This is a genomic window from Paenisporosarcina quisquiliarum, assembly GCF_043641925.1.
GTDB classification, from domain to species: Bacteria; Bacillota; Bacilli; order Bacillales_A; family Planococcaceae; genus Paenisporosarcina; species Paenisporosarcina quisquiliarum_A.
Genome location: NZ_JBHZRU010000005.1, coordinates 27360 through 53523, shown reverse-complemented (window position 1 = coordinate 53523; position 26164 = coordinate 27360). Strand labels below are relative to the sequence as shown.

The window sequence follows — 26164 nt, the reverse complement described above, 5'->3', positions numbered from 1 at the left end:
ATTTGCATAGGGGGCTGGTCAATTGAAAACACGTGACTTATTCATAGGATTCACCACTGGAATTGCTGCGGGTTTATTAATCCGCGAAGTTGCAAAACGTATTGAACCGTTGAAACCAGCAGAACTTGTACTTCACGGGGTGAAACAGTCATTTAAGAAGGAAGGACCGATTGACGGTTCTTGGATTTATATGAAGACTGAAGGTTTCAATCGCCAAGGAATTTCCACTGATGTGTATCGCGGGGGAATTTCACGAGTTAGCGAAGGCGAGATGGAGCAATTTGAATTTTTCGCCGATGCTCGAACAGGTACGATTGTAGAATTAATCAAAATGTAATGAAAAGCGATCCCCTAAGTTTAGGGATCGCTTTTATTTATATCCATTAATTGTGTCTATTAGTACGCTCTAATTTATCTATTATTTCTTTGCCTGTTACATCCCATTTTATTAAACGATAAAAAGCATCATGATAGAAAATAAAGCCATGACCATTAGCAAGTGCTTCTGCCATAATTTTTTCTTTTGCATAAATAGAGGACATGGGATAATCATCAAAAGCCAGCACCCATAAAGGGTTTTGATGAGCATGTGTCGGCATAATATCCGCCATATGAATTAAGGTCTCATCATTTTGAGTAAGTTTGATAATACTATGCCCTGCACTATGACCACCTGTATGGATCATTTTGATTCCTGGTATTACTTCGACTTCTTCAACAAATGTCTTAACTTGATGTTGAATGGGCTCCCAATTTTCTTTCCAATATGTATTCTTCGATCGAATATTCGGATGACGAACTTCTTCCCACTCGATTGCAGACATCATAATTTCTGCATTCGGAAACGTGGGCATTAACTGCTCGTTTTCAAATTTTGTTAGACCAGATGCATGATCAGCATGCATATGTGTCATTAAAACAAAATGAATATCCTCTGTAAGTAAGCCAATTTCTGCTAATGAATCTTCTAAATGCGATTGCATAATAACTCCATTATTTCTTAACTGTCTCTCAGTCATCTTGTTAAATCCAACTCCTGAATCTATCAACACGTTTTTGCCTTTATACTGGATAAGAATTGGATCGGTACTAAGGTCAATTTGGTTCAATTCATTAACAGGATATTTTTTTGACCATAGCGGCTTGGGGACTACCCCAAACATCGCTCCACCATCTAAGTTCGTAAAGCCACCTTGTAGCCATGTTAGTTTCATTTGATGAAATGTATATTGATCCATATGTGCGATTCCACCTTTTTTTGAATTAAGTATTTTTTTCCGAATTAATATTGGAATGACAGACATTATCAGTGCAATGAAATACATATTCAAAGTAGTGATTCTGACCTCTTTTTCTAATATCCTTAATCTTACTTGCTTATCAGTATAACAAAAAAAGCCTCTGAAATCAGAGGCTTTCCTTTTTCACAAATTGGGATTCTAAACGGTAAATCGGTTGCCCTTTGGCAGAAAACTTTTCTTCATACTCAGTCATTACATTACCTTCAGGGGGATTAGCATGAAGATCTAATGACACATCTTTAAGTAACATGCCGTATGAAGACATGCTTAGAAGTGAAAATTCAAACAAACCACGATTATCAGTTTTAAAGTGTATTTCACCAAAATCCACTAAAATCGATTCATAAAGTTTTAAGAATTCTTCATGTGTTAGTCTTCTTTTTGCATGACGAGTTTTTGGCCAAGGGTCAGAGAAATTTAAATAAACTTGTTTCACGTCGTTCTTTTGGAAGAACTTATGCAAGTCTGCTCCGTTTACTTTTAATAATCTTAAGTTTGGAACGTCCCCTGCTTCTAAAATTGTTTCAACTGCACAAACTATAACACTATCATACAACTCGATACCGATATAATTTATGTCAGGATTGGCTAATGCCATCCCAGTAACAAATTGTCCTTTTCCTGTACCTACTTCTATATGAAGGGGATGATTGTTCCCAAATACTTCGTGCCATTTACCTTTATGTTCTTCTGGGTTTGCAATGACTATTTCTGGATGAGCTGCAATAAAATCTTCTGCCCATGGTTTATGACGTAATCTCATTTGATACTTTCCTACTTTCGTTATTACATTTATATATGACAATCCATTATTACCAATCTAGTCAATTTCGTCAAGTTGAGAATTATTGTACCAGTCTCCATTTCTCCTGTTGCACATTAAATTCATCTTCAATGAATGGCTCGGTTAAACCAGCAAATTCTCCATCAGTATGTCGGTAGACTGATGTATCTGTCGATAATTTGAATAAAGGAGCTTGCATTTGATGAACCTCTTTAAAGTTCGTGTGTTTTCCAAAAAAGACAGTAGCAAACACCACTAATAATTTTAATCTTGAAAGATCATGAACGACTGTTAACTCTAACAAACCGTCACTAGGATTAGATGTTGGAGAGATTTTCATTCCACCACCAAAATAAGGCTGATTACTTACAGTAGCAAACCACACATTTTTAAATTCTAGTTGATCCGATTTTGTGGAAATTGAAAGATTGAATCTCTTAAACGTCAGTAATGTATAAATCACAAAATATGTATACGTTAATTTACCAAGCCCAAATTGGTTTAACCATTTCTTAAAAGGAGATTGATTCACTTTAAATGCCACAAAAGCATCAAAGCCTAATCCTGCATTGTTAACGAAATAATAAGGTAGGTTCTTATTTTGAATGATCCCAATATCCATCATTTGATGGTTTTTCTCTGACCTAACATATTCATTAATTTCAACTGGTGTTTTAAAAGCAACATAACCGCGACCGAAGTCATTTCCGGATCCCGCTCCTACAACTCCAACAATCGAAAAATCAGTATCCAATAACCCTTCGATTACTTCATGAACGGTACCATCTCCTCCAAAAGCAATGATTAAATGGTTCTTCTCATTATCTTTCGAAACATCTGTAGCAATTGCAGTTGCATCTTTTGCAGCCCTTGTCAGGAAAAACTCATACGGAAAGTCTAATCCTTCTTTAAAAGTCTGCCATTTTCGTTCCGCCTTGCCGTTTCCAGCAAGGGGATTAATAATAAAAGTTACTCTCATGATGGATCTTCCTCAACATCTACTTCCCAGCCAACACGATGGTAAGATGTGGTTTGAACCATCCCCAATACTGCTTGAGCTGCTTTTAGTTGCATATGTTTCATTGGCGAATTTGTACTCTTTAGTTGCGTAAACCACTCAGGAAACTTACGTTTGTCTATAAACTGGAATCCATAAGTTGAACCTGGAAAATCGATATAGCCGTTTCGGGAAACGATTATTTTTTTAATTGGCAATTCAATTTCTTCTCGTTTAAATATTTGAGTAAGTATCGTTTCCATTCGATTTAGACCAATGGTTGGATTCAAAATTTTCTTCTCCGCTTTCCCCACTTTTTTTACCCAAAAGCGATCACCGCTTCCAATGAAGGCTGCCATGTTTTCTTCCTCTAACACTTTAATGCATAAGGCTTCAGTAGGTGTTAATAACAAAATATCCAACTCTAGAGGAGCATTTTTTAATTGTAAAATCGGATAGTAAAATAATAAATAATTATCAGGTAGTTTTTGAGTTAATTGTCGTAACAGGCTGTCACGTAAAAACTTAGGATCTACATGGGATTTTTCCAAAAGTGTTGAACTTGCCCACTTTAATTGAAAATGGAAAAGTTGATCCATATACATACGTTTTAAATCTTCTAAGTTTTGAGGGGTATACACAATATTAGGTTCAAAATGAAAACCACTGTCATCTTCTTCCTCATCTTGCGTTTCTAATTCTATTGAACTTTCTTCCCAAGCTAATTCCTGCTCTTTCTTCTTATCGAATATTCGCTTGAACCAACCCTTTTTTTCAAACGTCTCCACTTCTTCCTCGTGTTCCCAGTGAGGGACTTCCGCACCGGTTTCCCATTCCGTCTTCATGCGTTCCCACTGAATTTTTTTAAGTCTCACAAATTGAGTTGGGTATCTCTTCAAATCTCGTTGATAACGTGATATATAATCTTGAAGTTTTACGAGTTGCGCCATAATTTATCTATCTCCTAGTTGAAAAGTGGCAATGGATTTGTATTTTGGACTTTGGTTTGGATGAATCTCAAACAATGAATACTCTTCGACAGTAAAAGAAATTGGATCATTAAACGAAATAATAGATTGCATCTGTCCAAAACCGCTCCATTTTTTCGCTAATGTGATATGAGGTATAAAAGGTTTTTTATCTAACCGGAGTCCTTTTTCAGTAGCACCTATTGATAAATCTGTGTGTAAAGAATGTAACTCCTGCTTTTCTTCAATGTTTGCGTAAACTACTCGTGGAATTTCTTCATTGCCAAATACCCGCACAGAAGTAGAATGAATCTCAAACGGGTAATGACATTTCGATGCACTTTCCATAAATTTGATAAGTTCATTCATTTGATGAGGGTTAACTGCCCCTAAATACATCAAAGTAATGTGCATATCTTCTGAAGCCACCACTATTTTATGTGTGTTCTTTAATTCCATTTCATGCGCTGCTTTTATTAAAGAAATTGTCTGTTGTTTTGGCACTGATATGCCAACAAAATAATGCTGATTCATGAGCTTGACACCACCAGTCTTAGTACCATTAGTTTACAGTAGCTCACAATAAAAAAACAGTAAATAAAAACATCCCTCTAAAAAGAGGGATGCCTTTTTAAGCATGAACTGCTTTATTTATTTTCGCTTCAAATGCAGCTTGTAACTTGGTAGTCCAACTTCCTGGTAAACCAGTTCCTATTGGTTTTTGATCAATCATAATGATCGGTAATATTTCAGCCGTCGTTGAAGACATGAAAAATTCTTCATGGTCATATAAATTCGTTAATGACATCGCTTCTTCTACCACAGGTAATCCAATTTCTTCGCAGCATTCTAAAATCACTCGTCTGGTAATACCATTTAATATGTAATTTGTTGCCGGATGCGTATAAAGGACGCCGCCACGTATGCCATACATATTCGAAGATGACCCTTCTGTAATTACATCTCCTCGATGTAATACAGCCTCAAAACATCCCTCATCATGCGCTTCCTGTTTAGCGAGTACATTTCCAAGTAGATTTAAACTCTTAATATCACAGCGTAACCACCGTACATCTTCCACTGTTTTAGCTGAAACACCGTTTGCCATTTGTGTAACAGGACGTGCTACTTCTTTTGTATAAGCTGTAATCACACATTCAACTGAAGGTGAAGGAAATTGATGTTGTCTAGCAGATACACCACGAGTTACTTGAACATACACCTGTCCCGTAACAACCTCATTTGCTTCAATCAAGTCATACATCATTTTGTGGAAAACATCTTTTGTATGCGGAATGATCAGTCTAATTTTGTCGGCACTTTCATATAACCGATCAATATGTTCTTTTGCTGTATACATGGAACCATCATAAACACGAATGACCTCATAAATCCCGTCACCAAATTGATAGCCACGATCTTCTTTTGAAATATTGATTTCTTCTTCATTTATTAATTGGTTGTTCCATAAAATGATTGACATGCTAAATCCTTCTTTCATGTATTACTCTATTTTTTGAGGTTATTTTATTAATTCCAATAAAAAATGTAGCTTCTATAAATTCATTATCGAAATAGATTCTCACATTTATCGTGTATCATAGCTTTACTTTTTAGCAGCTAATTCACAAATTGCATCCGCATAAATCGCTGCAGATTTTAAGAGGTTTTGAATATCTACAAATTCATCAAGTTGATGAGCAACATCTTTTTCTCCAGGGAATAACATCCCAAATGCCACACCTTTTTCTAACACTCTTGCATATGTTCCGCCACCAATAGCTAGCAACGTTGCGGGTTCACCCGTTTGACGTTCATATACTTTCTTTAAGCTTTGAATTAACTCTTCCGACTCATCCACGTAATGAGGTTTTGAGTTGGACAGTACATCTACTGCGATTCCTTGTTCATTAACAGCTGTTTGGCATTGGGTCAATTTCTCTTCAAATGAATAACTTACCGAATAGCGTAAGCTAACATCAACAGTACCCGTCTTCCCATCAAAAGCGATGACACCTGCATTTAGCGTAGTATCACCAGACATTTCGTCGGTAAATGCTAATCCAATGGCATTTCCTCTCGAATCATTCCAAAAAGTATTTACTAGAAAATCGATAAATTTCTTTGAACCCGTTGATGTTACATATTCTGCAAGGAATTTTGCAAGATATATCGCGGCATTCACGCCATCATTAGGTTCCATGGCATGTGCTGATTTACCTTCTAGCGTAAAGTGCCACTCGTTATGTTTAGGAATGACAGATCCCTTGACTTTATTGGTAAGCAAAAACTGCTCAAATGTTTTACCAATGTTTGGATCATCATGTATCAAAACGGCTTCTGCAAAATCTGGTACCATATTCGTTCGCTTCCCAGATGCAAACGATTTAATATCCTCGTTCGTGTTCTCAGCTTGGAATGAAAAACGGAGAGTTGAGATACCTTTTTCAGCATTAATAATTGGAAAATCCGCATCCGGCGCAAAGCCAATGGTTGGCATGGCTTCTTTTTGGAAGTACTGCTCCACACAGCGGAATCCACTTTCTTCATCCGTCCCAATGATTAAACGTACACGCTTGTCTAATTGGATACCAGCATCCTTCACCATTTTCATAGCCATCCATGCAGCCATTGTCGGACCTTTATCATCAATAGATCCTCTACCAAATAGTTTATTCCCTACTACCGTTCCTTCAAATGGTGGGTATGTCCAGCCATTTCCTGCAGGAACCACATCTACATGACCCAAAATGCCAAGAATTTCTTCTCCTTCACCCATTTCGATATGTCCAGCCATATGATCTACATCTTTAACGATCATTCCTTCTTTTTCACCTTTATCAAGTAACCATTTTAAAGCCCGATATGGTTCAGGTCCAAATGGATAATCTTTAGTAGCTAATGACTCATCTAACACACTTGGTATTTGTATAAGTTGTTGTAAGTCTAAAATTAATTCATCTTGTCGATTTTGTGCTTCTTTCATCCAATCCATTCGAAAAAACCACCCTCCATATTACTTAAAGCTATTCTACACTTTTCTCTAAAAATTAGTAGTAGAAATTCTATAAAGCGAATGATATTCATAAATTTGATTGTATCGTTCGGTCATATTGGTAATGTTTATGTAAAGATTTCGTTAAATTTAGAGATATTTATAGAGAAAATAGTGATAATCCGTTATAATTGAATTGTCAGATTACCATTTGACGAACAATATAGAAAAGGGGATGTCTAAGACAAGTTACTTAAGCACCTGTTTCTATTAGAAACTTCATGTCGTCCGCTAGTCTTTGCCAAGAGAACATAAGATGAAGGAGTGGTTCTACAAATGAAACCAACTACTGATCGGATGCTCAATCGAATTAAAGATGTGTATATGTACATTCGAGATCATGGAATTGTCACGACACAAGATCTAGTCGATGAATTCGGCATCACTCCTCGCACCGTTCAAAGAGATTTGAACGTGTTGGCCTTTAATGACTTAATTAGCAGCCCAAGTCGAGGCAGATGGACAACGACGAGTAAGCGAGTAAGAATGACATCTTAGAAATCCTGTATAAAAAACACAGCTTACACTCATTCTTTCGAGTGTAAGCTGTGTTTTTGGGTTTTATATTCAGTCCTTTGGCTTTAGTTCATCTAACTCTTTTTCAGTTAATGGTCTATATTGACCCAGTTCTAGTGTTGAATCTAATTCTAGTGATCCCATCTTCAAGCGCTTTAAGTATGTCACACGCTTTCCAACTGCTTCAAACATTCTTTTCACTTGATGAAATTTACCTTCAGTAATGATTAATTCAATCTCTGATGTATCGCCACTTCGCAGGATTGTCAGATCACCAGGCTTCGTTAAATAACCATCTTCAAGAATAACACCTTCTTTAAACTTCGCGATGTCCTCCTCAGTAACCATTCCATCAATTTCAGCGAAATATAATTTTGGCACATGTTTTTTGGGTGACAACAATTGATGGGTTAAGTGACCATCATTTGTAATAAGTAGTAAGCCTTCTGTATCCTTATCTAATCTACCAACTGGAAACGGTTGAAAATGCTGATCGATAGGCTCAAGTAAATCAATTACCGTCTGATCCTTTTTATCTTCTGTAGCTGAAATGACGCCAGGAGGTTTATTCATCATTAAATAAATAAACTCTGTGTAAATTACCTTCTCTCCTGAGATGAGAATGTCATCCTTTTCACTATCTACATGCATCGATACATCTTTTGCGACTTTCCCATTAACTTCTACTGCCTTAGATTTTACGATTATTTTTATTTCTTTCCTAGAGCCATATCCCATATTGGATAAAAGTTTATCTAGCCGCATAGATGTCCCACCTTAAAAACCAAATTTCCTTGTATACTTCGTTAAACGTTCACCAAATAGTTTTTGTGCAATTCCTAGACGTATACTAATTGCTCCATATACGAGACCACCTACTACCCCTACGATCAATATAATGAGTAAGGCAGAAAGTTTTGATTCGGCTGGCATGAATTGGATCAATAACATTCTAGTTAGTGCTGCTGCAAATAGCATTAACACATTGATAGCAGTAATTAGTATGATTCTTCTTACTAATAGTTTAGATCGGTAGTTTTGAGTAGTAACAAGTACCGCAAAATTCATGAAAATAGCTACACTATACCCAATAATGGTTGCGGCTATTGCACCATTTGTTTCCCATAGATTAATCAATGGAATGTTTATTGCTAGTTTAATTAATAATCCGACTAATAAATTCAAGATAATCCATTTTTGCTGATTAATTCCTTGTAAAATTGCTGCAGTCACTGGGAATAAACTAAACAAGATGGCTACTGGTAAATAATGCGCAAGAATATCTGAACCAATCTCGCTTGGTTTATAGAAGAAATGATACAACTCATTAGCGAGGACCGTCATTCCGACTACAGCTGGCAAAGTTAAGAAATACAATACTTGGAATGTTTTATCCAATGTTTGTGATAACTGTTCATGTTCATTCATCGTGAAATGTTTTGTTACTAATGGAATAAGTGCCATAGAAAAACCAGTGGCAAGCATAACCGGAATCATTACTAACTTGTGAGCTGTAAGGTTTAAAACGCCTAAATAATCAAAATCTAACGCGGAATCCATCGCACGATTAAACGTTAATAAATCCACAAATTGAAATAATGGATTAGCAACCCCTAAGAAAACAACAGGCACAGCATAGACAAGAATTTCTTTATACATATCTTTTAAACTCACATCATGTGATGTGGTCGAAGTTGTTAACAAGTGATCGTATTCTGGTTTTTTACGTTTCCAATAATAATAAAGGACAACTAACCCGCCGATTGCACCGACAAAAGCGGATAATACAGCCACTTGAATAGCTAGTTTTGGTGATCCATCCATCAAATTAATAACTACAAAGGCTCCACCAAGTAAGAAAATGATACGAACAATTTGTTCGATTAATTGTGATACAGCTGTGGGCATCATATAGCTATACCCTTGGAAGAATCCTCTTAATAAGCTCATAAATGGCACAACAATTAAAGCAAAACTAACCCATTGAATTGCTTCTTTAACATCAGTGACCGAGTAAATTTCTTCATCCTTGTCAATAGATAATGCAGCTAAAGGCTCTGCAAAGAAATATAAGAAAAGGAATGATAAAAAGCCCGTAACCATCATTGTTAGCAATCCGGACCTCAATAAATTACGTCCAGTGTGAAAGTCACCAAGTGTATTATATTTAGATACAAATCTGGAAAAAGCTAATGGAGCTCCTGAAATAGCCACTGCCAGCATCAAATTATATGGAATATAAGCATATTGATAGAGACCAATATTATCTTCTCCGACCATTGCGTAGAATGGAATGATGTAAATTACACCGAGTATTTTTGAGAGAAACAAACCAAGTGTTAAAATGGCTGTTCCTTTAAATAAATTATTTGACATGAGTTACTTCCTGACTTCTAAATTTTACAATCTACAAGGTATTTTACTCCTCAGACATCAAAACCACAAATGGTTTATAATAAAGAAAAAGAAATAGAAAGTGTGTGGACACATGTACGATGTAATTATTGTTGGAGGCGGACCCTCTGGATTGATGGCTGCAATTGCTGCAGGCGAAATAGGTAAAAAAGTGTTATTGCTCGAAAAAGGAACAAAACTAGGTAAAAAACTGGCCATTTCAGGTGGTGGTCGCTGTAATGTAACTAATCGTTTATCTCAAGAAGAAATCGTTAAGCATATTCCTGGTAACGGTCGATTTTTATATAGCCCCTTCTCTGTTTTTAATAACGAAGACATTATTACGTTTTTTGAAGGCTTAGGTGTTGAATTAAAAGAGGAAGATCACGGACGTATGTTTCCTGTCTCCAACCGAGCACAGGATGTCGTTGATACCCTTATTCGTCAACTAGATAAATTAAAGGTAGAGGTTTTATTTGAAAGACCTGTTGCGAAACTTTTAATGGATGATGAAAGAATAACTGGTGTTCGTCTTAAAAGTGGCGAAGAAATTTTAAGTAGAGCCGTAGTTCTCGCTGTGGGCGGAAAAGCAGTTCCCCAAACGGGTTCCACAGGTGACGGATATCCATGGGCTAAACAAGCAGGCCATACAGTAACGACTTTGTATCCAACGGAAGTTCCCCTACTTTCAGATGAGAAATTCATCCGATCAAAAGAACTTCAAGGATTAGCTTTACGTGATGTGGCTGTGTCCGTTTTAAATAAAAAAGGAAAAATCCTTGTGACACATCAAATGGACATGTTGTTCACACATTTCGGTTTAAGTGGACCGGCTATTCTTCGTTGTAGTCAATACGTAGTGAAAGAACGTATGAAAAATGGAGAAAAACCAGTACAAATGGTCATCGATTCGCTACCTGCCGAAAATAATGAATCTGCTTTTCAAATGCTCGTTAAAATGATGAAAGACGAACCTAAAAAAGCAATCAAAAACGTATGGAAAGGTGTCGCACCTGAACGCTGGTTATTATTCCTACTGCAACGTGCGGGCATCGATGGAAATGATATTGGCGCGACATTACCGAATGAAAAAGTGCGTAATTTAGCTTTATTACTTAATTCATTTACGATGGAAGTAAACGGTACCCAGCCAATTGAAAAAGCTTTTGTTACCGGTGGTGGTGTTTCCGTAAAAGAAATCGAACCAAAAACGATGGCGTCAAAGAAAAAGAATGGCCTCTATTTCTGTGGAGAAATCTTAGACATTCATGGCTACACAGGTGGATACAATATAACTGCCGCCTTGGTAACAGGAAAAATAGCTGGCATGAGTGCAGCTCAACATGCTAAAACTTTTCCTTATGTACCAGTAAATTATTAAGTCAACAACATTTGAACCCGTTAAAGTGGCGTTTTCACTTTGACGGGTTTTCTTATTTATTATTGTAACTGAGCAATCATTCACTCACAGAAATATCTGCTAAGCGGAGCGGGCAGGGCTAATTTGGGCTGCACGCTTCACTTTCGCAGCCTTTCCTGTTAGATAACCTTCTTCAACAATCGGGCTTTGATAACAATTACAACTGAGATGGCGATAATTCTAACCAAGAATGGCTTATTTCTAACTGAGAACCCTAAAATTCTAACCTAGAATGCGAAATCTTTAACTGAGCGAACATTCACCAACAGAAACACCTGCCAAGCGAAACTGGCAGGGCTAATTGGGGCTGCAAGCCCCGCTTTCGCAGCCTTTCCTGTTGGGTTTCCTTCGTCAGAGATCGGGCTTTGATGGCAATTACAACTGAGATGGCGATAATTCTAACCAAGAATGCTATTTTTCTAACTGACAACGCTAAAATTCTAACCAAGAATGCGAAATCTCTAACTTAGCGACTATATTCTCTCACAGAAACACCTGCCAAGCGGAGCGGGCAGGGCTAATTTGGGCTACACGTTTCACTTTCGCAGCCTTTCCTGTTAGGTTGCCTTCGTCTGAGATCAGGCTTTGAGGACAATTACAACTGAGATGGCGATAATTCTAACCAAGAATGTGTTTTTTCGAACTGAGACCGTTAAAATTCTAACCAAGATCGCCATACTTCTAACTGAGCGAACATTCACCAAAACAGAAAAAAATCCTCTTATCTCAATTTTCATGAGATAAGAGGATTTTTCAATATTTAGCCGAAATAAAGCGCAACTGCTAATGATATTAGAGTAAAGACATATAAACTAATTGCCATCCTTTTACCGCCTTTAGATATTTCATCTTGACGGAGGATACTAAAGAGCTTCCATGAAAATGCTGCTATGACAATGATGACAACGACATGAATCGCTTCCATTACACAATGACCATGTTAACTAATTTACCTGGAATGGCGATTAGTTTTTTCATTTCTTTGCCTTCAAGAATTTCTTTGACTTTTTCATCAGCCAAAACAGCTTTTTCAAGTTCATCTTTTGTAAGATCTTTACTCACGACAATCTTCGTTCGAACCTTACCGTTAACTTGAATCACCATTTCGATTTCATTTTCAACTAACTTGGACTCATCAAATATTGGCCATTGCACATATGAAATTGTCTCAGTGCCACCAAATTTTTCCCACAATTCTTCAGATAAATGAGGGGCTACTGGTGCTAGTATTTGAACAAATCCTTTTGCATATTCCATTGGCACTGCTTTCGCTTTATAGGCTTCATTTATGAATACCATCATTTGAGAAATAGCTGTGTTAAAGCGAATTCCTTCATAGTCCTCTGTCACTTTTTTAACAGTTTGATGATAGACTTTTTCTAGCGTTCCGTCATTAGAATCAACGATTTTATTGCTAACAGTACCGTCTTCATTCATAAACAATCGCCAAATGCGATCTAAGAAGCGACGAGCTCCGTCTAAGCCATTTTCAGACCATGCGATCGATGCATCTAGTGGTCCCATAAACATTTCGTATAGACGTAATGTATCTGCACCATGACTTGCTACGATATCATCTGGGTTCACGACATTCCCTTTTGATTTAGACATTTTTTCGTTATTTTCACCTAAGATCATGCCCTGGTTAAATAGCTTTTGGAAAGGTTCTTTTGTATGAACGACACCGATATCGTACAATACTTTGTGCCAGAAACGAGCATATAACAAGTGAAGCACAGCATGCTCTGCTCCTCCGATATAGATATCCACAGGTAACCATTGTTTTATCAATTCTGGATCTGCAATTGCTTGATCATTCTTAGGATCGATATAACGCAAGTAATACCAGCAGCTTCCTGCCCAGTTTGGCATTGTATTCGTTTCACGACGACCCTTCATACCGGTTTTTGGATCAACAACATTTACCCAATCATCAATTTTAGCTAGTGGTGATTCACCAGTTCCACTCGGTTTGATATCTGTTGCTTTCGGTAGAATTAAAGGAAGTTCAGATTCTTCAACAGCAGTTATTGTACCATCTTCCCAGTGAATTACTGGAATCGGTTCACCCCAATAACGTTGACGACTAAATAACCAGTCACGCAAACGATAAGTTACTTTCTTTTCTCCTGTACCGTTTTCTTCAAACCATGCAATGGCTTTTTCAATCGCTTCTGTTTTTTCCAAGCCATTCAAGAAGTCCGAATTGATGTGTGCACCTTCACCAGCGTAAGCTTCTTTTTGAATATCGCCACCTTCGACAACTTCAACGATTGGCAAATTAAATTGCGTAGCAAATTCATAATCCCGCTCATCATGTGCTGGTACCGCCATGATTGCTCCCGTACCATACGTTGCAAGAACATAGTCAGCAATCCAGATTGGCATCTTTTCACCATTAACTGGGTTTACTGCGTATGCACCAGTAAATTCACCAGTTTTGTGTTTTGCAAGATCCGTTCGTTCTAAATCACTTTTCAATTTAACTGAATCGATATACTTTGAAACTGCTTCTTTATTCTCAGAAGTTGTAATCTCTTTCACTAATGCATGCTCTGGTGCTAGAACTGCGTAAGTTGCCCCGAAAATCGTATCAGGACGAGTTGTAAAGACTTTGAATGAATGATCTGTATCGGCAATGTTAAATGTTAATTCTGCACCTTCAGAACGTCCAACCCAGTTTCTTTGCATATCTTTAATGCTATCCGGCCAATCCAAGTCATCTAAATCTTCAATTAAACGATCCGCATAAGCTGTGATTTTTAACATCCATTGCTTCATTGGGCGTCTTTCTACTGGATGTCCTCCACGCTCAGATTTCCCGTCAATTACTTCTTCATTCGCCAAAACAGTACCTAATGCTGGGCACCAGTTTACAGCTACTTCGTCAACATAAGCTAATCCCTTTTTATGAAGCTGAAGGAAAATCCATTGCGTCCATTTATAGTAGGAAGGATCCGTTGTATTGATTTCACGGTCCCAGTCATACGAAAATCCAAGTTCTTGAATTTGACGTTTAAATGTTGCAATGTTTTTCGCTGTAAATTCTGCAGGGTCATTTCCTGTATCTAAAGCATATTGCTCTGCAGGTAATCCGAATGCATCCCAACCCATCGGATGTAATACATTGTATCCTTGCATGCGTTTAAATCGGCTTAGAATATCGGTTGCGGTATAGCCTTCTGGATGTCCAACATGTAACCCTGCACCTGAAGGAAATGGGAACATATCTAATGCATAAAACTTCGGCTTTGATGCGTCTTCCCCTGTCTTAAAAGTATGATTTTTTTCCCAATAAGCTTGCCATTTTTGTTCGATCTGTTGATGATTAAAGTTCATGTGTTTTCCTCCTTTTGAAAATAAAAAAACTCTCGTCCCAATAGTCAAAAAAGACTAAGGGACGAGAGTTATACGCATACTCCCGCGGTACCACCCAAATTAGCAATCATACAATTGCTCAACTTGTTTCCTTAACGCGGAAAACGGCACCGGTTACTATTCCTTCACCAATGCTGACTCCAAGGCGAGTTCGATAAATTGTGATACTGACTTTCACCAACCGTCAGCTCTCTACAAACACAAAATTATTTACTATTCCTCTTCACGGTCAAACACTATTGTTTTTCATTGTAATCGAAGTATGGAAAAAGCACAAGAATTTATTGAACAGTATATCCACCATCTAAGACGACTGCTTGCCCTGTCATTCCTTTTGCTTGTTCACTCGATAAGAATAGAGTCAAGTCAGCAATTTCTTTTACATCTAATAATCGTTTCTGAGGAACTAACGGATAGATAACTTCCTCTAAAACAGACTCAAGTGGAACTTTACGTGTAGTCGCTAAATCTTGAAGCTGATTGCGAACAAGTGGCGTATCTACGTAACCAGGACAAACGGCATTGACCGTAATTCCATCGGCTGCAGTTTCTAGTGCAGCTACTTTTGTTAGGCCGATGACACCATGTTTGGCAGAATTATAAGCTGCTTTTCCTGCAAATCCAACTAATCCATTAATTGAGGCCATATTAATAATTCGTCCAAAACCTTGTTTTCGCATATGTGGAAGAACATTTTTCGTGGCAATAAATGGAGCTGTTAACATGATCTTAATGAGTAATTCAAAACGTTCAGTCGGGAAATCCTCAAGCATGGCAACATGTTGCATCCCAGCATTGTTGATTAAAATATCCAGTCGACCAAAATGAGCAATTGTTGCATCAATTGATTGAATAATATCTTCTTCTTTTGTAACATCGCATTTCAAACCAATCGCGTCAGAACCTAGAGATGCAGCAGCTTCTTTCACTTTTTCTTCATTCAAATCAGTTAAGACAACCTTTGCACCTGCTTTAGAAAATTCACGTGCAATTTCAAAACCAATTCCTTGTGCAGCACCTGTGATAAATAAAACTTTGTCGTTTACCATTATATGTCCCTCCAAAAAAATCAGCCGCACGAGGCGGCTGAATTTGATTAATTAAAGTCCAAAGCCGAATGAGAATAGTACGATGGCAATAATAACACCGATAACTGGTGTTACAACTGTTGTTGCCGCTACAGCCCAGTAAGCTGCACTATATTTCTCACCACAGATAGAGTGAATTGTCGTAACAACATATCCATTGTGTGGAAGTGAATCAAGTGCACCAGATGAAATGGCTACAACACGGTGTAACGCTTCAGGGTTAACACCTGCATCCATATATCCAGGAGCCAATAATGGTAACGCAATTGCTTGACCACCAGAAGCTGAACCGGTCATACCTGCAATAACAGATACCGCTACGGCCGCCCCAATTAACGGAGAACCAGGAATGTTTGTCATTGCATCAACCGCTACTTGGAATGCTGGTACGGATTTAGCAACTCCACCGAAACCAACAACTGCAGCTGTATTACCGATTGCGATAATCGCACCGATTGTACCAGCAGAAACTGCTTCCCAAGGAGCTTTAAAGTATTTCCAACTAACGATAAATGTGGCAATAATACCGCCTAGTAAAGCAACAATTAAAGCTGATTGCTTTAATGAATCATGGAAGATGAATGAAATAATAAGTACGACTAATAATGGAATCATTGCTAAGAAAGGATTTGGTAATGGTCGTGTAACGTCAAATGTTGGATCCGTTTCACGATCGATAAAGCGTTCACCTTTATTAACAGCTTTGTTGATAATTTTCTTCAACCACCAGTAACCAAACACAGCCATGAATGCAGCAACAATTAAACTAACTTCCCATCCAGCAAACTGGTTTGTACCCAAGAATGGGATTGGAATCCAGTTTTGAATTTCTGGAGAACCTGCTGATGTCATTGTGAACGTTACAGAACCTAAAGCTAATGTAGCTGGAATAAAACGTCGTGGTAAATCTGCTTGTTTAAATAATGAAATAGCCATCGGATAAACCGAGAATGCTACAACGAATAAACTAACTCCACCGTAAGTTAAAACAGCACAAGCTAATACAAGTGCAAGAACTGTATACTTCATACCTAACTTGCCAACAAACCATTTAGCTACTGAATCGGCAGCTCCACTGTCTTCCATTACTTTACCGAAAACAGCTCCTAGTAAGAACATTAGGTACCAAGCTAAAATGAATGATGTAAAACCTGTCATATAACTAGTAACAAAGTTTGCCGCACCTTCTTCAACTAACTGAGGGAATAAAGGCAATCCACTCATTACAGCTACGAATAAAGCAGAAATAGGTCCGCCAATTAGAATGTTAACACCTTTAAGTGTTAAAAAGATTAGTAAAGCAAGTCCACCAATAAGTCCGATCATGCTCAATACAACACTAGTATCCATGAATAAATTTCCCCCGAAATTTTATTAGACGTTTTCTTTTACATCATCAACATTTAAAGAAGCTTCTGTAGAATCAATGACGTCTTGAACAGTGAATCCCTCGAAAACTTCCTTCAAAACTAAACCATTAGGTGTTACTTCAATCAGTGCACGTTCCGTAATAATTTTGTTAACCACACCCTTACCTGTTAACGGTAAATCACATTGCTTTTTAATTTTTGGTGAACCGTCTTTTGCAACATGATCCATGATCACGATGATTTTTTTGGCACCGTGAACTAAATCCATAGCTCCACCCATACCTTTAATCATTTTCCCTGGGATCATCCAGTTGGCAAGGTCACCGTTTTCAGATACTTCCATACCACCTAGAATGGCAACATCCACATGCCCTCCACGAATCATGCCAAAAGATTCTGCACTTGTGAAAAAGGCTGATCCTGGAATCGTGGTAACTGTTTCTTTACCTGCGTTAATCAAATCTGGATCCACTTCATCTTCAGTAGGATATGGTCCAATACCTAATAGACCATTTTCTGATTGAAGAACCACAGTCTTATTAGGTGAAATGTAATTCGCAACCAATGTTGGCATTCCGATACCTAAGTTGACATAGTTTCCATCTTCGATCTCTTGTTCTGCTCGAATTGCTATACGCTCTCTGACATTTACTGTTCCCATAGCTTGTCTCCTCCTATTCTATGAACGCGTCGTTAGTCGCTCTATCCGTTTTTCTTGTTTCGCTTGTAGAATCCCCTGCACATAGATGCTAGGTGTTTGAACGGTATTAGGATCAATATCTCCCGTTTCAACAATTTCTTCTACTTCTGCAATCGTAAATTTACCAGCAGCAGCCATCATCGGATTAAAGTTTTGCGCCGTTTTGTTATAGACTAAGTTTCCAAACTTGTCAGCTTTCGCTGCACGAACAAGTGCAAAATCAGCTCGTAAAGCTTCTTCAAGAACGTACTCTTTTCCATCATACACACGAATTTCTTTGCCTTCAGCAACGGTTGTCCCAACCCCTGCAGGTGTAAAGAACGCTGGAATCCCTGCTCCGCCAGCGCGGATTTTTTCTGCTAAAGTTCCTTGTGGTGTCAATTCTACTTCGATTTCGCCAGATAATACTTGGCGCTCGAATTCTTTGTTTTCACCAACATATGAACCAATCATCTTTTTTATTTGTTTATTTTTCAATAAAAGTCCAAGACCCCATTCGTCTACGCCACAATTATTTGAAATGACCGTTAAATCTTTAACTCCTTTTTCAACTAAAGCTAAAATTAACGTCTCTGGTATTCCTACAAGTCCGAAACCACCGACCATTAATGTGGCTCCATCTTGAATTTGTTGTACAGCCTCTTCTGCAGAAGAATAGATTGGCTTCATGGGTTTTCCTCCTTACAAGAAATCGTTTGAATTTTTGTATAAAAGCGCTTTCACTAGCTATTAAAACAGAACCTTACTATTCACGCAATAGCAGTTGTGACAACATTTTGTCCAGTTTTACCCCATTTCTGTCCGAAATTTCGGATTTTATAGCAATATAGTTTTTATCTTTGGTTATTTCATGTATTTTAATAGTCCGGATTATCGGAATTAAGTCCAGATTCTCGGAAATAGGTCATAAGTTATATTTTTTTATTTTTTCGTAAAGTGTCGATCTGCTTAATCCAAGACGCTTAGCCACCACTTTTTTATCATCTTCGATACCCAGTGCTTCTTGAATCATGGACCGTTCTAGTTGCTCAATTGCATCCTGCAGATTATTGGATTCATTAAACTGATTCGCACGATGTTGCTTGAGTGTATCAGGTAATGCAGAAGGTTCAATGGTTTCATTATCTGCTAAATAAACAGCAGCTTGAATAACATTTTGTAATTCTCGAACATTTCCTGGCCAATGATAGGCTTGTAAATAATCTCTCGTTTGACTGGCTAATACAAGTCTACGTTTCCCAGCTTTTAATATGTATTGCTGTAAAAAAGTATTTGCAAGTTCCGTAAAATCTTCCATTCGCTCACGCAACGGGGGAATGCGTAAAGTAATAGCTTGAATACGGTAATACAAATCTTCCCTAAACTTCCCTTGCTCGATCAGCGTTTCTAATGGCTTATTTGTTGCAGCCAAAATTCGTACATTTACACGAATGTTTTGTTGAGCACCTAACGGCTCTATTTCTCCCTCTTGAATAGCGCGAAGTAGTTTGGCTTGAATCGTAAGTGGCATTGCTCCTATTTCGTCAATAAAAAGGGTTCCATTGTCAGCTTGTTCAAAACGGCCTTTGCGATATTGATTTTTTGACTCCGAAAAAGAACCAAAAATTTCTGCCTCAAGTAGTTCAGATGGAATCGCGGCACAATTAATTTTGACAAACGGCAAATCAGATCGTTCCGAACGTTCGTGGATACTTTGAGCAAATAGTTCCTTACCCGTTCCACTTTCTCCTTCTACTAAAACGGATAAATCACTTGGGGCAATCATTTGAATCGTTTCTTTTATCGAGCGAATCGCTTGTGAACTTCCTTTAATATCTTCTAATCGGTATGATCTTTGATTAGATTCATTGGAATTCATCGTGATTTTATCCATCGTGGTCCGAACATGCGAACTTAGCTTTTTCCAATCTGTCATATCTCGGAAAACCACGCTCCCGAAAGCTCCAACAATTTCTCCGTCTACAATTAATGGCACACGGTTAGCTAGCATGTACGTGCCTTTAATATAGTGCGGCGAAGCCACATGTGCTTTACCTGACTTAACTACTTCATGCATTTGAGTATTTTCAATGACTTGATCAACCGGTTGACCAATGGCTTTGTCTCTAGGAACTTCTAAGAAACGGCAATAATCTTCATTGATATATAGAATACGGCATTCTTTATCAACCACTACAAACCATTGAAAAGCATTTTCAAGAATTTGAGTCAGTACAGATTCCGGTAATTGTTGAAAAACAGATTTCATTTTGATTCACCCTACCTCACGATTCGTTCTATTCTATTTTCCCAAAGTATCTGAAAATATGCAAAAAACGAAGAGTCTATTGAGGACTCTCCGTTAAAGATTAAAAGTTAAGATTAAATAGGATTGATGATATTCCACAAATCATCTGCGCTTTCCGCGGGCTTGCACCGAACTAACTCGGCCTTAGCGTCCGAGTGGATTTCGGCACTTCGCTCATCCCGCTGGAGTCTCCGATGTTTTGTTCCATATCTCAAAATGAGAAAAAAATTAACATTTAACTTAGTCTTAAATTAAATTTCTAAGTTCTTAGTTACTATCTGAAAGGAGAATCCTCTTTAAGATTTTCCACTTTCTTTAGTGGTCGATCATATAAAAGACTTGGAATGATGGCTAATGCCATGAATGTCGTTAATATTAAGAACATTGCGGTCATTCCATATAGGTCTACTAGCACGCCACCGAAGAATGGGCCTAGCATCCTTCCAATCGTAGCTGTACTATTTACAATTCCTTGATAGAAACCTTCTCTACCTTTTGGCGCTAATTGACTAGCTAATGTTGGCACAGCTGGCCAAACAAACATCTCACCAATAGTAAGAATAACCATTGACGTGACAAACATTGAGAATGCATCTGCGAAACCTACTACAACAAACGAAATCATCATAATAACAATTCCCAATACTAATTGAGCTTTAATTCGATGTTCTAACCGTTTCACAATCGGCTGTATGATAGGTTGTGCAGCTAAAATTAGTAACCCGTTGATTGTCCATAACAGACTATATTGTTTCAGTGTAATACCTAATTCTTGCGTATATGTCGCAATGGTCGATTGCCACTGAACGTAAACTAACCAACAAATTAGATAGCCACTTGTTACAATTAACAATGCATAAAATGGTGCTTTATTTTTAATCTTTTTCCCTTCATTAATAACTGAAGTATGTCTATCAGGTGCTATATTAAATTTCCGATATCCTATTAATGCAATAAAGAAGAACACTACATACATGCCTAGATTAGCAACAAATATATAGTCAAAACTATAATCGGCTATGACACCAGCAACCGCTGGCCCAATTGCAACACCTAAGTTTTGTGCAAGGTAAATGGCATTAAATGCTTTTCGTCCGCCCTCTGGCCAAGCAGTACCTACCATCGCATACATACTTGGGAAAACAATTCCCCCACTAAAACCCATGATGGTAAGAAACCAGACATAATGTGGCCAACCGTGCCAGATCGTCAGACCAGTTAATCCAATAATGGTTATGGTGATTCCTAGCATGATTGATTTGTAACCACCAATTTTGTCGAATAAATAACCACCGAGTAAATTACCGATGATACCCGCTCCTGCGTTAGCCATTAATACTAAGCCAGCGACCGATAAACTTTTCCCTAAGTGATCATGCAAATATATTGTATTTAAAGGCCATAAAAATGAATTACCTGTAACATTTACAAGCATTCCAATGATTAGCAGCCAAACACTTTTCGGCATCTTTCTTCCTCCATTATTTCGAAATCCAAAATAATTGTATTCTATTTAATGAAGGACAACAAGATGTCTTAAATACAAAGATTATTCCGAAATTAATAGACATTAGCTAGTCAATGAAATCATGGTAAACTTCTTTTTAAAGGAGTGAAAACCGAATGATTTTAGAACGAGTTCTTTCCTACTCAAAAACTTTATTACGAAAAACTATTACAGAAGGTGACATTGTGATTGATGGTACGGCAGGAAATGGGCATGATACCCTCTTCCTTGCTAAACTAGTTGGGAAAACTGGCCATGTCTACGCTTTTGACATACAACAATCTGCGATTAATTCAACAAAGCAAAAACTTATAGAATTTAGTTATCAAACATCCGTCATTCTTGACGGACATGAACACATACCCAAATATGTAAATCAAGAAATTTCAGCCGCTGTCTTCAATCTTGGGTATTTGCCTGGTGCGAATCATTCCACCATTACTAGACCTGATACCACTGTCATGGCAATTGAAGCTTGTCTCAATTTACTTAAAGTTGGTGGAATAATCGTTATTGTTGTCTACCATGGACACGAAGGTGGAGATATTGAACGTGATGCCCTACTCCAGTATGTCAGTGAACTGCCCCAATCCTCGATTCAGGTATTAAAATATGAATTTATAAATCAAGTAAATCATGCACCGTTTATATTAGCATTAGAAAAAACTAAGCAAATTTAAAATCTAATGGACTAGACTACCTAGATTCCATTAGATTTTATTAGGCTATAAAAAATTAAAATCACATTGTTTCATGCGCTTTCCTAAAACAAGCATTGAAGAACAGTAAAATGAACAACTCTCTTTTAATAAGAATTAAAAATCCCAGCTTCGAACAGTTTTATTCATTTTTGATATCAAGAAATTCACAAACGGTGTTTACGTATTGCTCCTTTGGATACGTATTATATAGTGCACTAGACAACCGTATGGGATCTCCAAAAAAGTACCTTTCGTATTGAATTTGTCTTGTGCCAAATGAACTCATTGTTAAATCCCACGCCAATCGGAATATCTTTAAACGCTCTTCGGCAGTTGTGTTTGAGCCTTGAAGATATTGGTGAATATCAGAGCCGATTGAAGAATTAATTGCCTTCTCAGTGGGCAAAGTCACCATACCACTTGCACCAATTAATTGGATGATTTCACAATATCGAGGATAAATTCTAGGAAAAATATTACTCGCAATTTGAAGAGGAGGTAGATGTGGACGCATCGTTCCAAATTCATCTAATTTACAGTGATGCTCAGATTTCTCAAGAAGTGCTTTCATTGTTTCCAGTCCAATAATAAATTCTGATAGTTTTTCTTGAATGTGCTGATATTCGCATACATCAATAATCTCCACAAGAAGTTGAGCAAGCCCTAACATGAACTCGGATTTCACAATTTGTCTGTTTATGGTTTGATGTAAAGCAAAACAATGAAAAGAAGTTTTTATCAGAAATTTCGCCGATACTTCTATATTTCCATAATAGAATACGCGGTTCCATGGGACCAACACATTATCAAAGACAACAAGAGAATCCATTTCTTCGAATCTCGAGCTAAGTGGATAATTAAAGGCGGAATCACCACCAACAAAAGATTCCCTGCAAATAAATTTTAACCCTGGGGTATTTGATGGAATTGAGAAAGCATATGCTTCATCCTCATCTAAGAAAAAACTGGGGGTGCTAAAAACTAAAACTTCATCCGTTATGCCCCCTTGAGTAGCTAGTAGACGAGCACCTTTTATGACTAACCCGTGTTCGTTCTGATCGATTACTTTTGCTGAAATTGGTTCCTTTGAGGAATAAAAATTTAAGGAAGACCGGTTTACTTGAGGGGTAACAAATGTGTGAGTGAATGTTAAATCTTTATTCATGGCTAATTCATAAATAGACTGAATGTTCTCTGGAAAACACTTTTCTCTTCCATTTAAATATGAAGCAGAAGAAGCAAAAGCCATTAAAACAGAGTTTATATAATCTGGACTTCTCCCCATCATTCCTTTGGTCAATCTTGCCCAATGCTCCATCATTGTTCTTCTCTTTACTAAATCTTCTTTTGTTCTAGGTTGTAAATATGAAAGTCCCGTTGGTTTATTAGTACTAGGTGAAATAAACACCATTTCATTTGAAAGACTGGAATCAAACTGCATGTTATACAAAGATGCTTTTGTCTCAAGAATCCCCTTGAATGCAGGATGCTCTGAAATCTTCCCTGTAACTTTTTCTCCATCGAACCATATTTCGCTTCCCAATTCATTCAAACGGTCGATTAATTTCTTCCCATTAATTGCTCCCATTATTTCACTCCCATTGGTCAGCATAAAATAATCTATTATATTCATCATTTTTCAAAGCTGTGTTAATTTTTAACCGAAGTTTTAGTCTTTATAGGGTTCGTCACTTCATCGTGGTGTTTCCAAAAAACAGATAAAGTAATATAAATCTTTTTCCTCCACCAGTTTTTGTTAATCACCTGTTGAACAGTCTCTTATTTGAATATATCTTCTTTTATATGGAAAAGCTGAAACTATTATTGAACCATATAAGGAGAATATGTATGCCTCAAATCCATTCAATTAGTTCATATAAGCCACCCTACTCATACTCTCAAAATGACGCAGCTACATTATTAAAAAATTTATTTACTGATCACTACGCAGACTTAGACCGGATGTTAAAAGTTTTTGAAAACGGTGAAATCGAATCAAGGCAGTTTTGTGTACCGATGGAGTGGTTCGAACAACCACATGATTTAGAAGAACGAAATCGTCTATATATCGAGTTAGCCACTTCTTATGGCTCATTAGCTGTCCATGCTTGCTTGAACAATTCCATTTTTTTAAAACAACCTATTCATCCTTCAGAAATTGACGGGATATTTTTTATTTCCAGTACTGGTTTTTCAACCCCTAGCATTGACGCACGCATTTTAAACCAATTGCCATTTTCGGATTATGTCAAACGAATTCCGATTTGGGGTTTAGGTTGTGCAGGAGGAGCATCTGGCTTGAGTCGCGCATTTGAATATTGTCTTGCCTATCCAAAAGCAAAGGTACTTATTCTTTGTGTAGAGCTCTGTAGCCTCACCTTTCAACCGAATGACTACACGAAAAGCAATTTAATAGGTGCATCTTTATTTGCGGATGGAGTAGCCTGCGCCTTAGTTTGCGGAGATGAAGTGGAGGTCTCTTCAAGTGAGCCCCTACCAAGTTTTGTCGCTACCTCTTCTAAAACAATGGCGAATTCAGAAGACGTCATGGGTTGGAATATGAAAAATGATGGTCTGCATGTGGTCTTTTCAAAAAGTATTCCTTCCATTATTGAAAAATGGCTAGAACCCTTTGTCACCGAATTCTTAAACGAGCATCAAATCACTGCTGAACAAATTGATCACTTCATTGCACACCCGGGTGGAAAAAAAGTTTTAGCAGCTTATGAAAAAGCATTGGGTTTAGATTCGAATAAAACGAATATCTCAAGAGAAGTGTTAAAGAATCACGGCAACATGTCTTCCCCAACTGTTTTATATGTGTTAGAAGAATTTATGAAGCAAAAGAAAAGTAGTGGAGATATTGGATTATTAACTGCACTGGGTCCAGGATTCAGTGGCGAATTGGTGCTATTAAAATGGACATAAACGTAATTGTTTTTCTCATCATTTTCGGATTTGTCATCATTCAACGAGTTATTGAATTATTTATAGCAAAGCGAAATGAAGAGTGGATTAAATCTCAAGGCGGATATGAAGTGGGCAAACGTCATTATCCATTTATGGTTGCTTTGCATATAGGGTTTTTTATTAGCCTATTGCTTGAATTCACATTATTGAATCGAGGACTGTTTATATTTTTATTGCCACTCTTCACTGTCTTTGCAGTAACACAATTAATGAGGATTTGGATACTTTCTTCATTAGGACGATTTTGGAACACAAAAATCATGATACTTCCTAGAGCTTCTGTCGTTAAAAAAGGACCTTTTCAATATATGAGACATCCTAATTACACAATCGTTGCTCTTGAACTTTTAGTCATTCCATTAATGTTTAATGCGTTTATTACAGCACTTGTTTTCACTTTATTAAATCTGTACATGTTATCTGTTCGGATACCAATTGAAGAAGCTGCACTTTGTGAAGGTACGAATTATAAAGAAGTTTTCTAGATAATTAGTCATGTAAAATGTTAATGATATTCCGTAAAATAGCTGCGCTTTCCGCGGGCTTGCGCCGAACTAACTCGGACTATTCGTCCGAGCGGATTTCGGCACTTCGCTTTTCTCGCAGGAGTCTGCACTGTTTTACTCCATATCATGAAATTAGTATGTTAAATAGTGAAAAATTAAAAAGATCCGGACGATAAATTGTCCGAATCCCCTTACTGAGAGTCGCATTTCGTGCTACTCTTT

The 26164-nt window shown here is 37.4% G+C and carries 24 protein-coding genes and 1 other annotated feature; of the genes, 6 read left to right on the top strand and 18 right to left on the bottom strand.

Features of this window, described 5'->3' with window-relative positions:
* Positions 1-22 precede the first annotated feature (22 nt).
* Positions 23-337 carry a hypothetical protein gene (locus ACHUE4_RS05495; protein ID WP_394188371.1) on the top strand — a complete coding sequence of 105 codons (315 nt, stop codon included), beginning with the start codon at positions 23-25 and terminating at the stop codon, positions 335-337.
* A 46-nt stretch (positions 338-383) separates the two neighbouring features.
* Here the strand turns inward: ACHUE4_RS05495 and ACHUE4_RS05490 are convergent, their stop codons facing one another.
* The 7 genes from ACHUE4_RS05490 to pepV form a co-directional block, all read right to left on the bottom strand.
* Positions 384-1238 carry a YtnP family quorum-quenching lactonase gene (locus ACHUE4_RS05490; protein WP_394188370.1) on the bottom strand — a complete coding sequence of 285 codons (855 nt, stop codon included), beginning with the start codon at positions 1236-1238 and terminating at the stop codon, positions 384-386.
* Between the two features lie 169 nt (positions 1239-1407).
* Complete coding sequence (trmB, locus tag ACHUE4_RS05485) at positions 1408-2064, bottom strand: tRNA (guanosine(46)-N7)-methyltransferase TrmB (RefSeq protein ID WP_394188369.1); 657 nt, start codon at positions 2062-2064, stop codon at positions 1408-1410.
* 82 nt (positions 2065-2146) lie between these two features.
* Entirely contained in the window at positions 2147-3064 is a 918-nt protein-coding gene (locus ACHUE4_RS05480; RefSeq protein WP_394188368.1) for a diacylglycerol/lipid kinase family protein, read from the bottom strand.
* Complete coding sequence (locus ACHUE4_RS05475) at positions 3061-4032, bottom strand: nuclease-related domain-containing protein (protein WP_394188367.1); 972 nt, start codon at positions 4030-4032, stop codon at positions 3061-3063. The genes ACHUE4_RS05480 and ACHUE4_RS05475 overlap by 4 nt, the downstream gene beginning before the upstream one ends.
* Before the next feature lie 3 nt (positions 4033-4035).
* Entirely contained in the window at positions 4036-4584 is a 549-nt protein-coding gene (thpR, locus tag ACHUE4_RS05470) for an RNA 2',3'-cyclic phosphodiesterase (protein ID WP_394188366.1), read from the bottom strand.
* 97 nt (positions 4585-4681) lie between these two features.
* Positions 4682-5533, bottom strand: coding sequence for a D-amino-acid transaminase (gene dat, locus ACHUE4_RS05465; RefSeq protein ID WP_394188365.1), 852 nt, complete (start codon positions 5531-5533; stop codon positions 4682-4684).
* 123 nt (positions 5534-5656) lie between these two features.
* Positions 5657-7045 (bottom strand): dipeptidase PepV, encoded by a 1389-nt coding sequence (gene pepV / locus ACHUE4_RS05460; protein ID WP_394188364.1) that lies wholly within the window; start codon positions 7043-7045, stop codon positions 5657-5659.
* 336 nt (positions 7046-7381) lie between these two features.
* Here pepV and ACHUE4_RS05455 point away from each other — a divergent pair, with 336 nt between their 5' ends.
* Positions 7382-7603: a DeoR family transcriptional regulator gene (locus ACHUE4_RS05455; protein WP_394188363.1), complete on the top strand. Its 222-nt coding sequence runs from the start codon at positions 7382-7384 to the stop codon at positions 7601-7603.
* A 69-nt stretch (positions 7604-7672) separates the two neighbouring features.
* Here ACHUE4_RS05455 and ACHUE4_RS05450 read toward each other — a convergent pair whose 3' ends face one another.
* Entirely contained in the window at positions 7673-8386 is a 714-nt protein-coding gene (locus ACHUE4_RS05450; protein WP_394188362.1) for a pseudouridine synthase, read from the bottom strand.
* Between the two features lie 12 nt (positions 8387-8398).
* Positions 8399-9997, bottom strand: a complete 1599-nt coding sequence (locus ACHUE4_RS05445) for a putative polysaccharide biosynthesis protein (RefSeq protein WP_394188361.1) — start codon at positions 9995-9997, stop codon at positions 8399-8401.
* A 112-nt stretch (positions 9998-10109) separates the two neighbouring features.
* Here ACHUE4_RS05445 and ACHUE4_RS05440 point away from each other — a divergent pair, with 112 nt between their 5' ends.
* Entirely contained in the window at positions 10110-11396 is a 1287-nt protein-coding gene (locus tag ACHUE4_RS05440; RefSeq protein WP_394188360.1) for a BaiN/RdsA family NAD(P)/FAD-dependent oxidoreductase, read from the top strand.
* Positions 11397-12195: 799 nt separating this feature from the next.
* Here ACHUE4_RS05440 and ACHUE4_RS05435 read toward each other — a convergent pair.
* The 8 genes from ACHUE4_RS05435 to ACHUE4_RS05400 form a co-directional block, all read right to left on the bottom strand.
* A complete protein-coding gene (locus ACHUE4_RS05435; protein ID WP_394188359.1) occupies positions 12196-12360 on the bottom strand; it encodes a hypothetical protein in 165 nt (54 codons plus the stop codon).
* The gene (leuS, locus tag ACHUE4_RS05430) at positions 12360-14774 is read right to left on the bottom strand and encodes a leucine--tRNA ligase (protein ID WP_394188358.1); all 2415 of its coding nucleotides are present in this window, start codon (positions 14772-14774) and stop codon (positions 12360-12362) included. Before leuS ends, ACHUE4_RS05435 begins: the two co-directional genes overlap by 1 nt.
* A 54-nt stretch (positions 14775-14828) precedes the next feature.
* Positions 14829-15049: a binding site (T-box leader), on the bottom strand.
* A gap of 45 nt (positions 15050-15094) precedes the next feature.
* Complete coding sequence (locus ACHUE4_RS05425; protein ID WP_394188357.1) at positions 15095-15862, bottom strand: 3-hydroxybutyrate dehydrogenase; 768 nt, start codon at positions 15860-15862, stop codon at positions 15095-15097.
* A gap of 51 nt (positions 15863-15913) precedes the next feature.
* A complete protein-coding gene (locus tag ACHUE4_RS05420; RefSeq protein WP_394188356.1) occupies positions 15914-17251 on the bottom strand; it encodes a GntP family permease in 1338 nt (445 codons plus the stop codon).
* 24 nt (positions 17252-17275) lie between these two features.
* Entirely contained in the window at positions 17276-17932 is a 657-nt protein-coding gene (locus ACHUE4_RS05415) for a 3-oxoacid CoA-transferase subunit B (protein WP_394188355.1), read from the bottom strand.
* An 18-nt stretch (positions 17933-17950) separates the two neighbouring features.
* Positions 17951-18640, bottom strand: a complete 690-nt coding sequence (locus ACHUE4_RS05410; protein ID WP_394188354.1) for a CoA transferase subunit A — start codon at positions 18638-18640, stop codon at positions 17951-17953.
* A 235-nt stretch (positions 18641-18875) separates the two neighbouring features.
* Positions 18876-20219, bottom strand: coding sequence for a sigma-54 interaction domain-containing protein (locus ACHUE4_RS05405; protein WP_394188353.1), 1344 nt, complete (start codon positions 20217-20219; stop codon positions 18876-18878).
* Positions 20220-20532: 313 nt separating this feature from the next.
* A complete protein-coding gene (locus tag ACHUE4_RS05400; RefSeq protein WP_394188352.1) occupies positions 20533-21726 on the bottom strand; it encodes an MDR family MFS transporter in 1194 nt (397 codons plus the stop codon).
* A gap of 155 nt (positions 21727-21881) precedes the next feature.
* On the opposite strand from ACHUE4_RS05400, the gene mnmM reads away from it, so the two are divergent.
* Positions 21882-22445 (top strand): tRNA 5-(aminomethyl)-2-thiouridylate-methyltransferase MnmM, encoded by a 564-nt coding sequence (gene mnmM, locus ACHUE4_RS05395; RefSeq protein WP_394188351.1) that lies wholly within the window; start codon positions 21882-21884, stop codon positions 22443-22445.
* Positions 22446-22605: 160 nt separating this feature from the next.
* On the opposite strand, the gene hpaB is transcribed toward mnmM, so the two are convergent.
* A complete protein-coding gene (gene hpaB / locus ACHUE4_RS05390; protein ID WP_394188350.1) occupies positions 22606-24054 on the bottom strand; it encodes a 4-hydroxyphenylacetate 3-monooxygenase, oxygenase component in 1449 nt (482 codons plus the stop codon).
* Positions 24055-24314: 260 nt separating this feature from the next.
* Between hpaB and ACHUE4_RS05385 the strand changes: the two genes are divergently transcribed.
* Positions 24315-25394: a type III polyketide synthase gene (locus ACHUE4_RS05385; RefSeq protein WP_394188349.1), complete on the top strand. Its 1080-nt coding sequence runs from the start codon at positions 24315-24317 to the stop codon at positions 25392-25394.
* Entirely contained in the window at positions 25385-25921 is a 537-nt protein-coding gene (locus ACHUE4_RS05380) for an isoprenylcysteine carboxyl methyltransferase family protein (protein ID WP_394188348.1), read from the top strand. Before ACHUE4_RS05385 ends, ACHUE4_RS05380 begins: the two co-directional genes overlap by 10 nt.
* Positions 25922-26164 lie beyond the last annotated feature (243 nt).

Excerpts from the sequence above, each read along its gene's own strand:
- ACHUE4_RS05490 (WP_394188370.1), bottom strand. The coding sequence starts at position 1,238 with ATGGATCAATATACATTTCATCAAATGAAACTAACATGGCTACAAGGT.
- trmB (WP_394188369.1), bottom strand. The coding sequence starts at position 2,064 with ATGAGATTACGTCATAAACCATGGGCAGAAGATTTTATTGCAGCTCAT.
- ACHUE4_RS05480 (WP_394188368.1), bottom strand. The coding sequence starts at position 3,064 with ATGAGAGTAACTTTTATTATTAATCCCCTTGCTGGAAACGGCAAGGCG.
- ACHUE4_RS05475 (WP_394188367.1), bottom strand. The coding sequence starts at position 4,032 with ATGGCGCAACTCGTAAAACTTCAAGATTATATATCACGTTATCAACGA.
- thpR (WP_394188366.1), bottom strand. The coding sequence starts at position 4,584 with ATGAATCAGCATTATTTTGTTGGCATATCAGTGCCAAAACAACAGACA.
- dat (WP_394188365.1), bottom strand. The coding sequence starts at position 5,533 with ATGTCAATCATTTTATGGAACAACCAATTAATAAATGAAGAAGAAATC.
- pepV (WP_394188364.1), bottom strand. The coding sequence starts at position 7,045 with ATGGATTGGATGAAAGAAGCACAAAATCGACAAGATGAATTAATTTTA.
- ACHUE4_RS05455 (WP_394188363.1), top strand. The coding sequence starts at position 7,382 with ATGAAACCAACTACTGATCGGATGCTCAATCGAATTAAAGATGTGTAT.
- ACHUE4_RS05450 (WP_394188362.1), bottom strand. The coding sequence starts at position 8,386 with ATGCGGCTAGATAAACTTTTATCCAATATGGGATATGGCTCTAGGAAA.
- ACHUE4_RS05445 (WP_394188361.1), bottom strand. The coding sequence starts at position 9,997 with ATGTCAAATAATTTATTTAAAGGAACAGCCATTTTAACACTTGGTTTG.
- ACHUE4_RS05440 (WP_394188360.1), top strand. The coding sequence starts at position 10,110 with ATGTACGATGTAATTATTGTTGGAGGCGGACCCTCTGGATTGATGGCT.
- ACHUE4_RS05435 (WP_394188359.1), bottom strand. The coding sequence starts at position 12,360 with ATGGAAGCGATTCATGTCGTTGTCATCATTGTCATAGCAGCATTTTCA.
- leuS (WP_394188358.1), bottom strand. The coding sequence starts at position 14,774 with ATGAACTTTAATCATCAACAGATCGAACAAAAATGGCAAGCTTATTGG.
- ACHUE4_RS05425 (WP_394188357.1), bottom strand. The coding sequence starts at position 15,862 with ATGGTAAACGACAAAGTTTTATTTATCACAGGTGCTGCACAAGGAATT.
- ACHUE4_RS05420 (WP_394188356.1), bottom strand. The coding sequence starts at position 17,251 with ATGGATACTAGTGTTGTATTGAGCATGATCGGACTTATTGGTGGACTT.
- ACHUE4_RS05415 (WP_394188355.1), bottom strand. The coding sequence starts at position 17,932 with ATGGGAACAGTAAATGTCAGAGAGCGTATAGCAATTCGAGCAGAACAA.
- ACHUE4_RS05410 (WP_394188354.1), bottom strand. The coding sequence starts at position 18,640 with ATGAAGCCAATCTATTCTTCTGCAGAAGAGGCTGTACAACAAATTCAA.
- ACHUE4_RS05405 (WP_394188353.1), bottom strand. The coding sequence starts at position 20,219 with ATGAAATCTGTTTTTCAACAATTACCGGAATCTGTACTGACTCAAATT.
- ACHUE4_RS05400 (WP_394188352.1), bottom strand. The coding sequence starts at position 21,726 with ATGCCGAAAAGTGTTTGGCTGCTAATCATTGGAATGCTTGTAAATGTT.
- mnmM (WP_394188351.1), top strand. The coding sequence starts at position 21,882 with ATGATTTTAGAACGAGTTCTTTCCTACTCAAAAACTTTATTACGAAAA.
- hpaB (WP_394188350.1), bottom strand. The coding sequence starts at position 24,054 with ATGGGAGCAATTAATGGGAAGAAATTAATCGACCGTTTGAATGAATTG.
- ACHUE4_RS05385 (WP_394188349.1), top strand. The coding sequence starts at position 24,315 with ATGCCTCAAATCCATTCAATTAGTTCATATAAGCCACCCTACTCATAC.
- ACHUE4_RS05380 (WP_394188348.1), top strand. The coding sequence starts at position 25,385 with ATGGACATAAACGTAATTGTTTTTCTCATCATTTTCGGATTTGTCATC.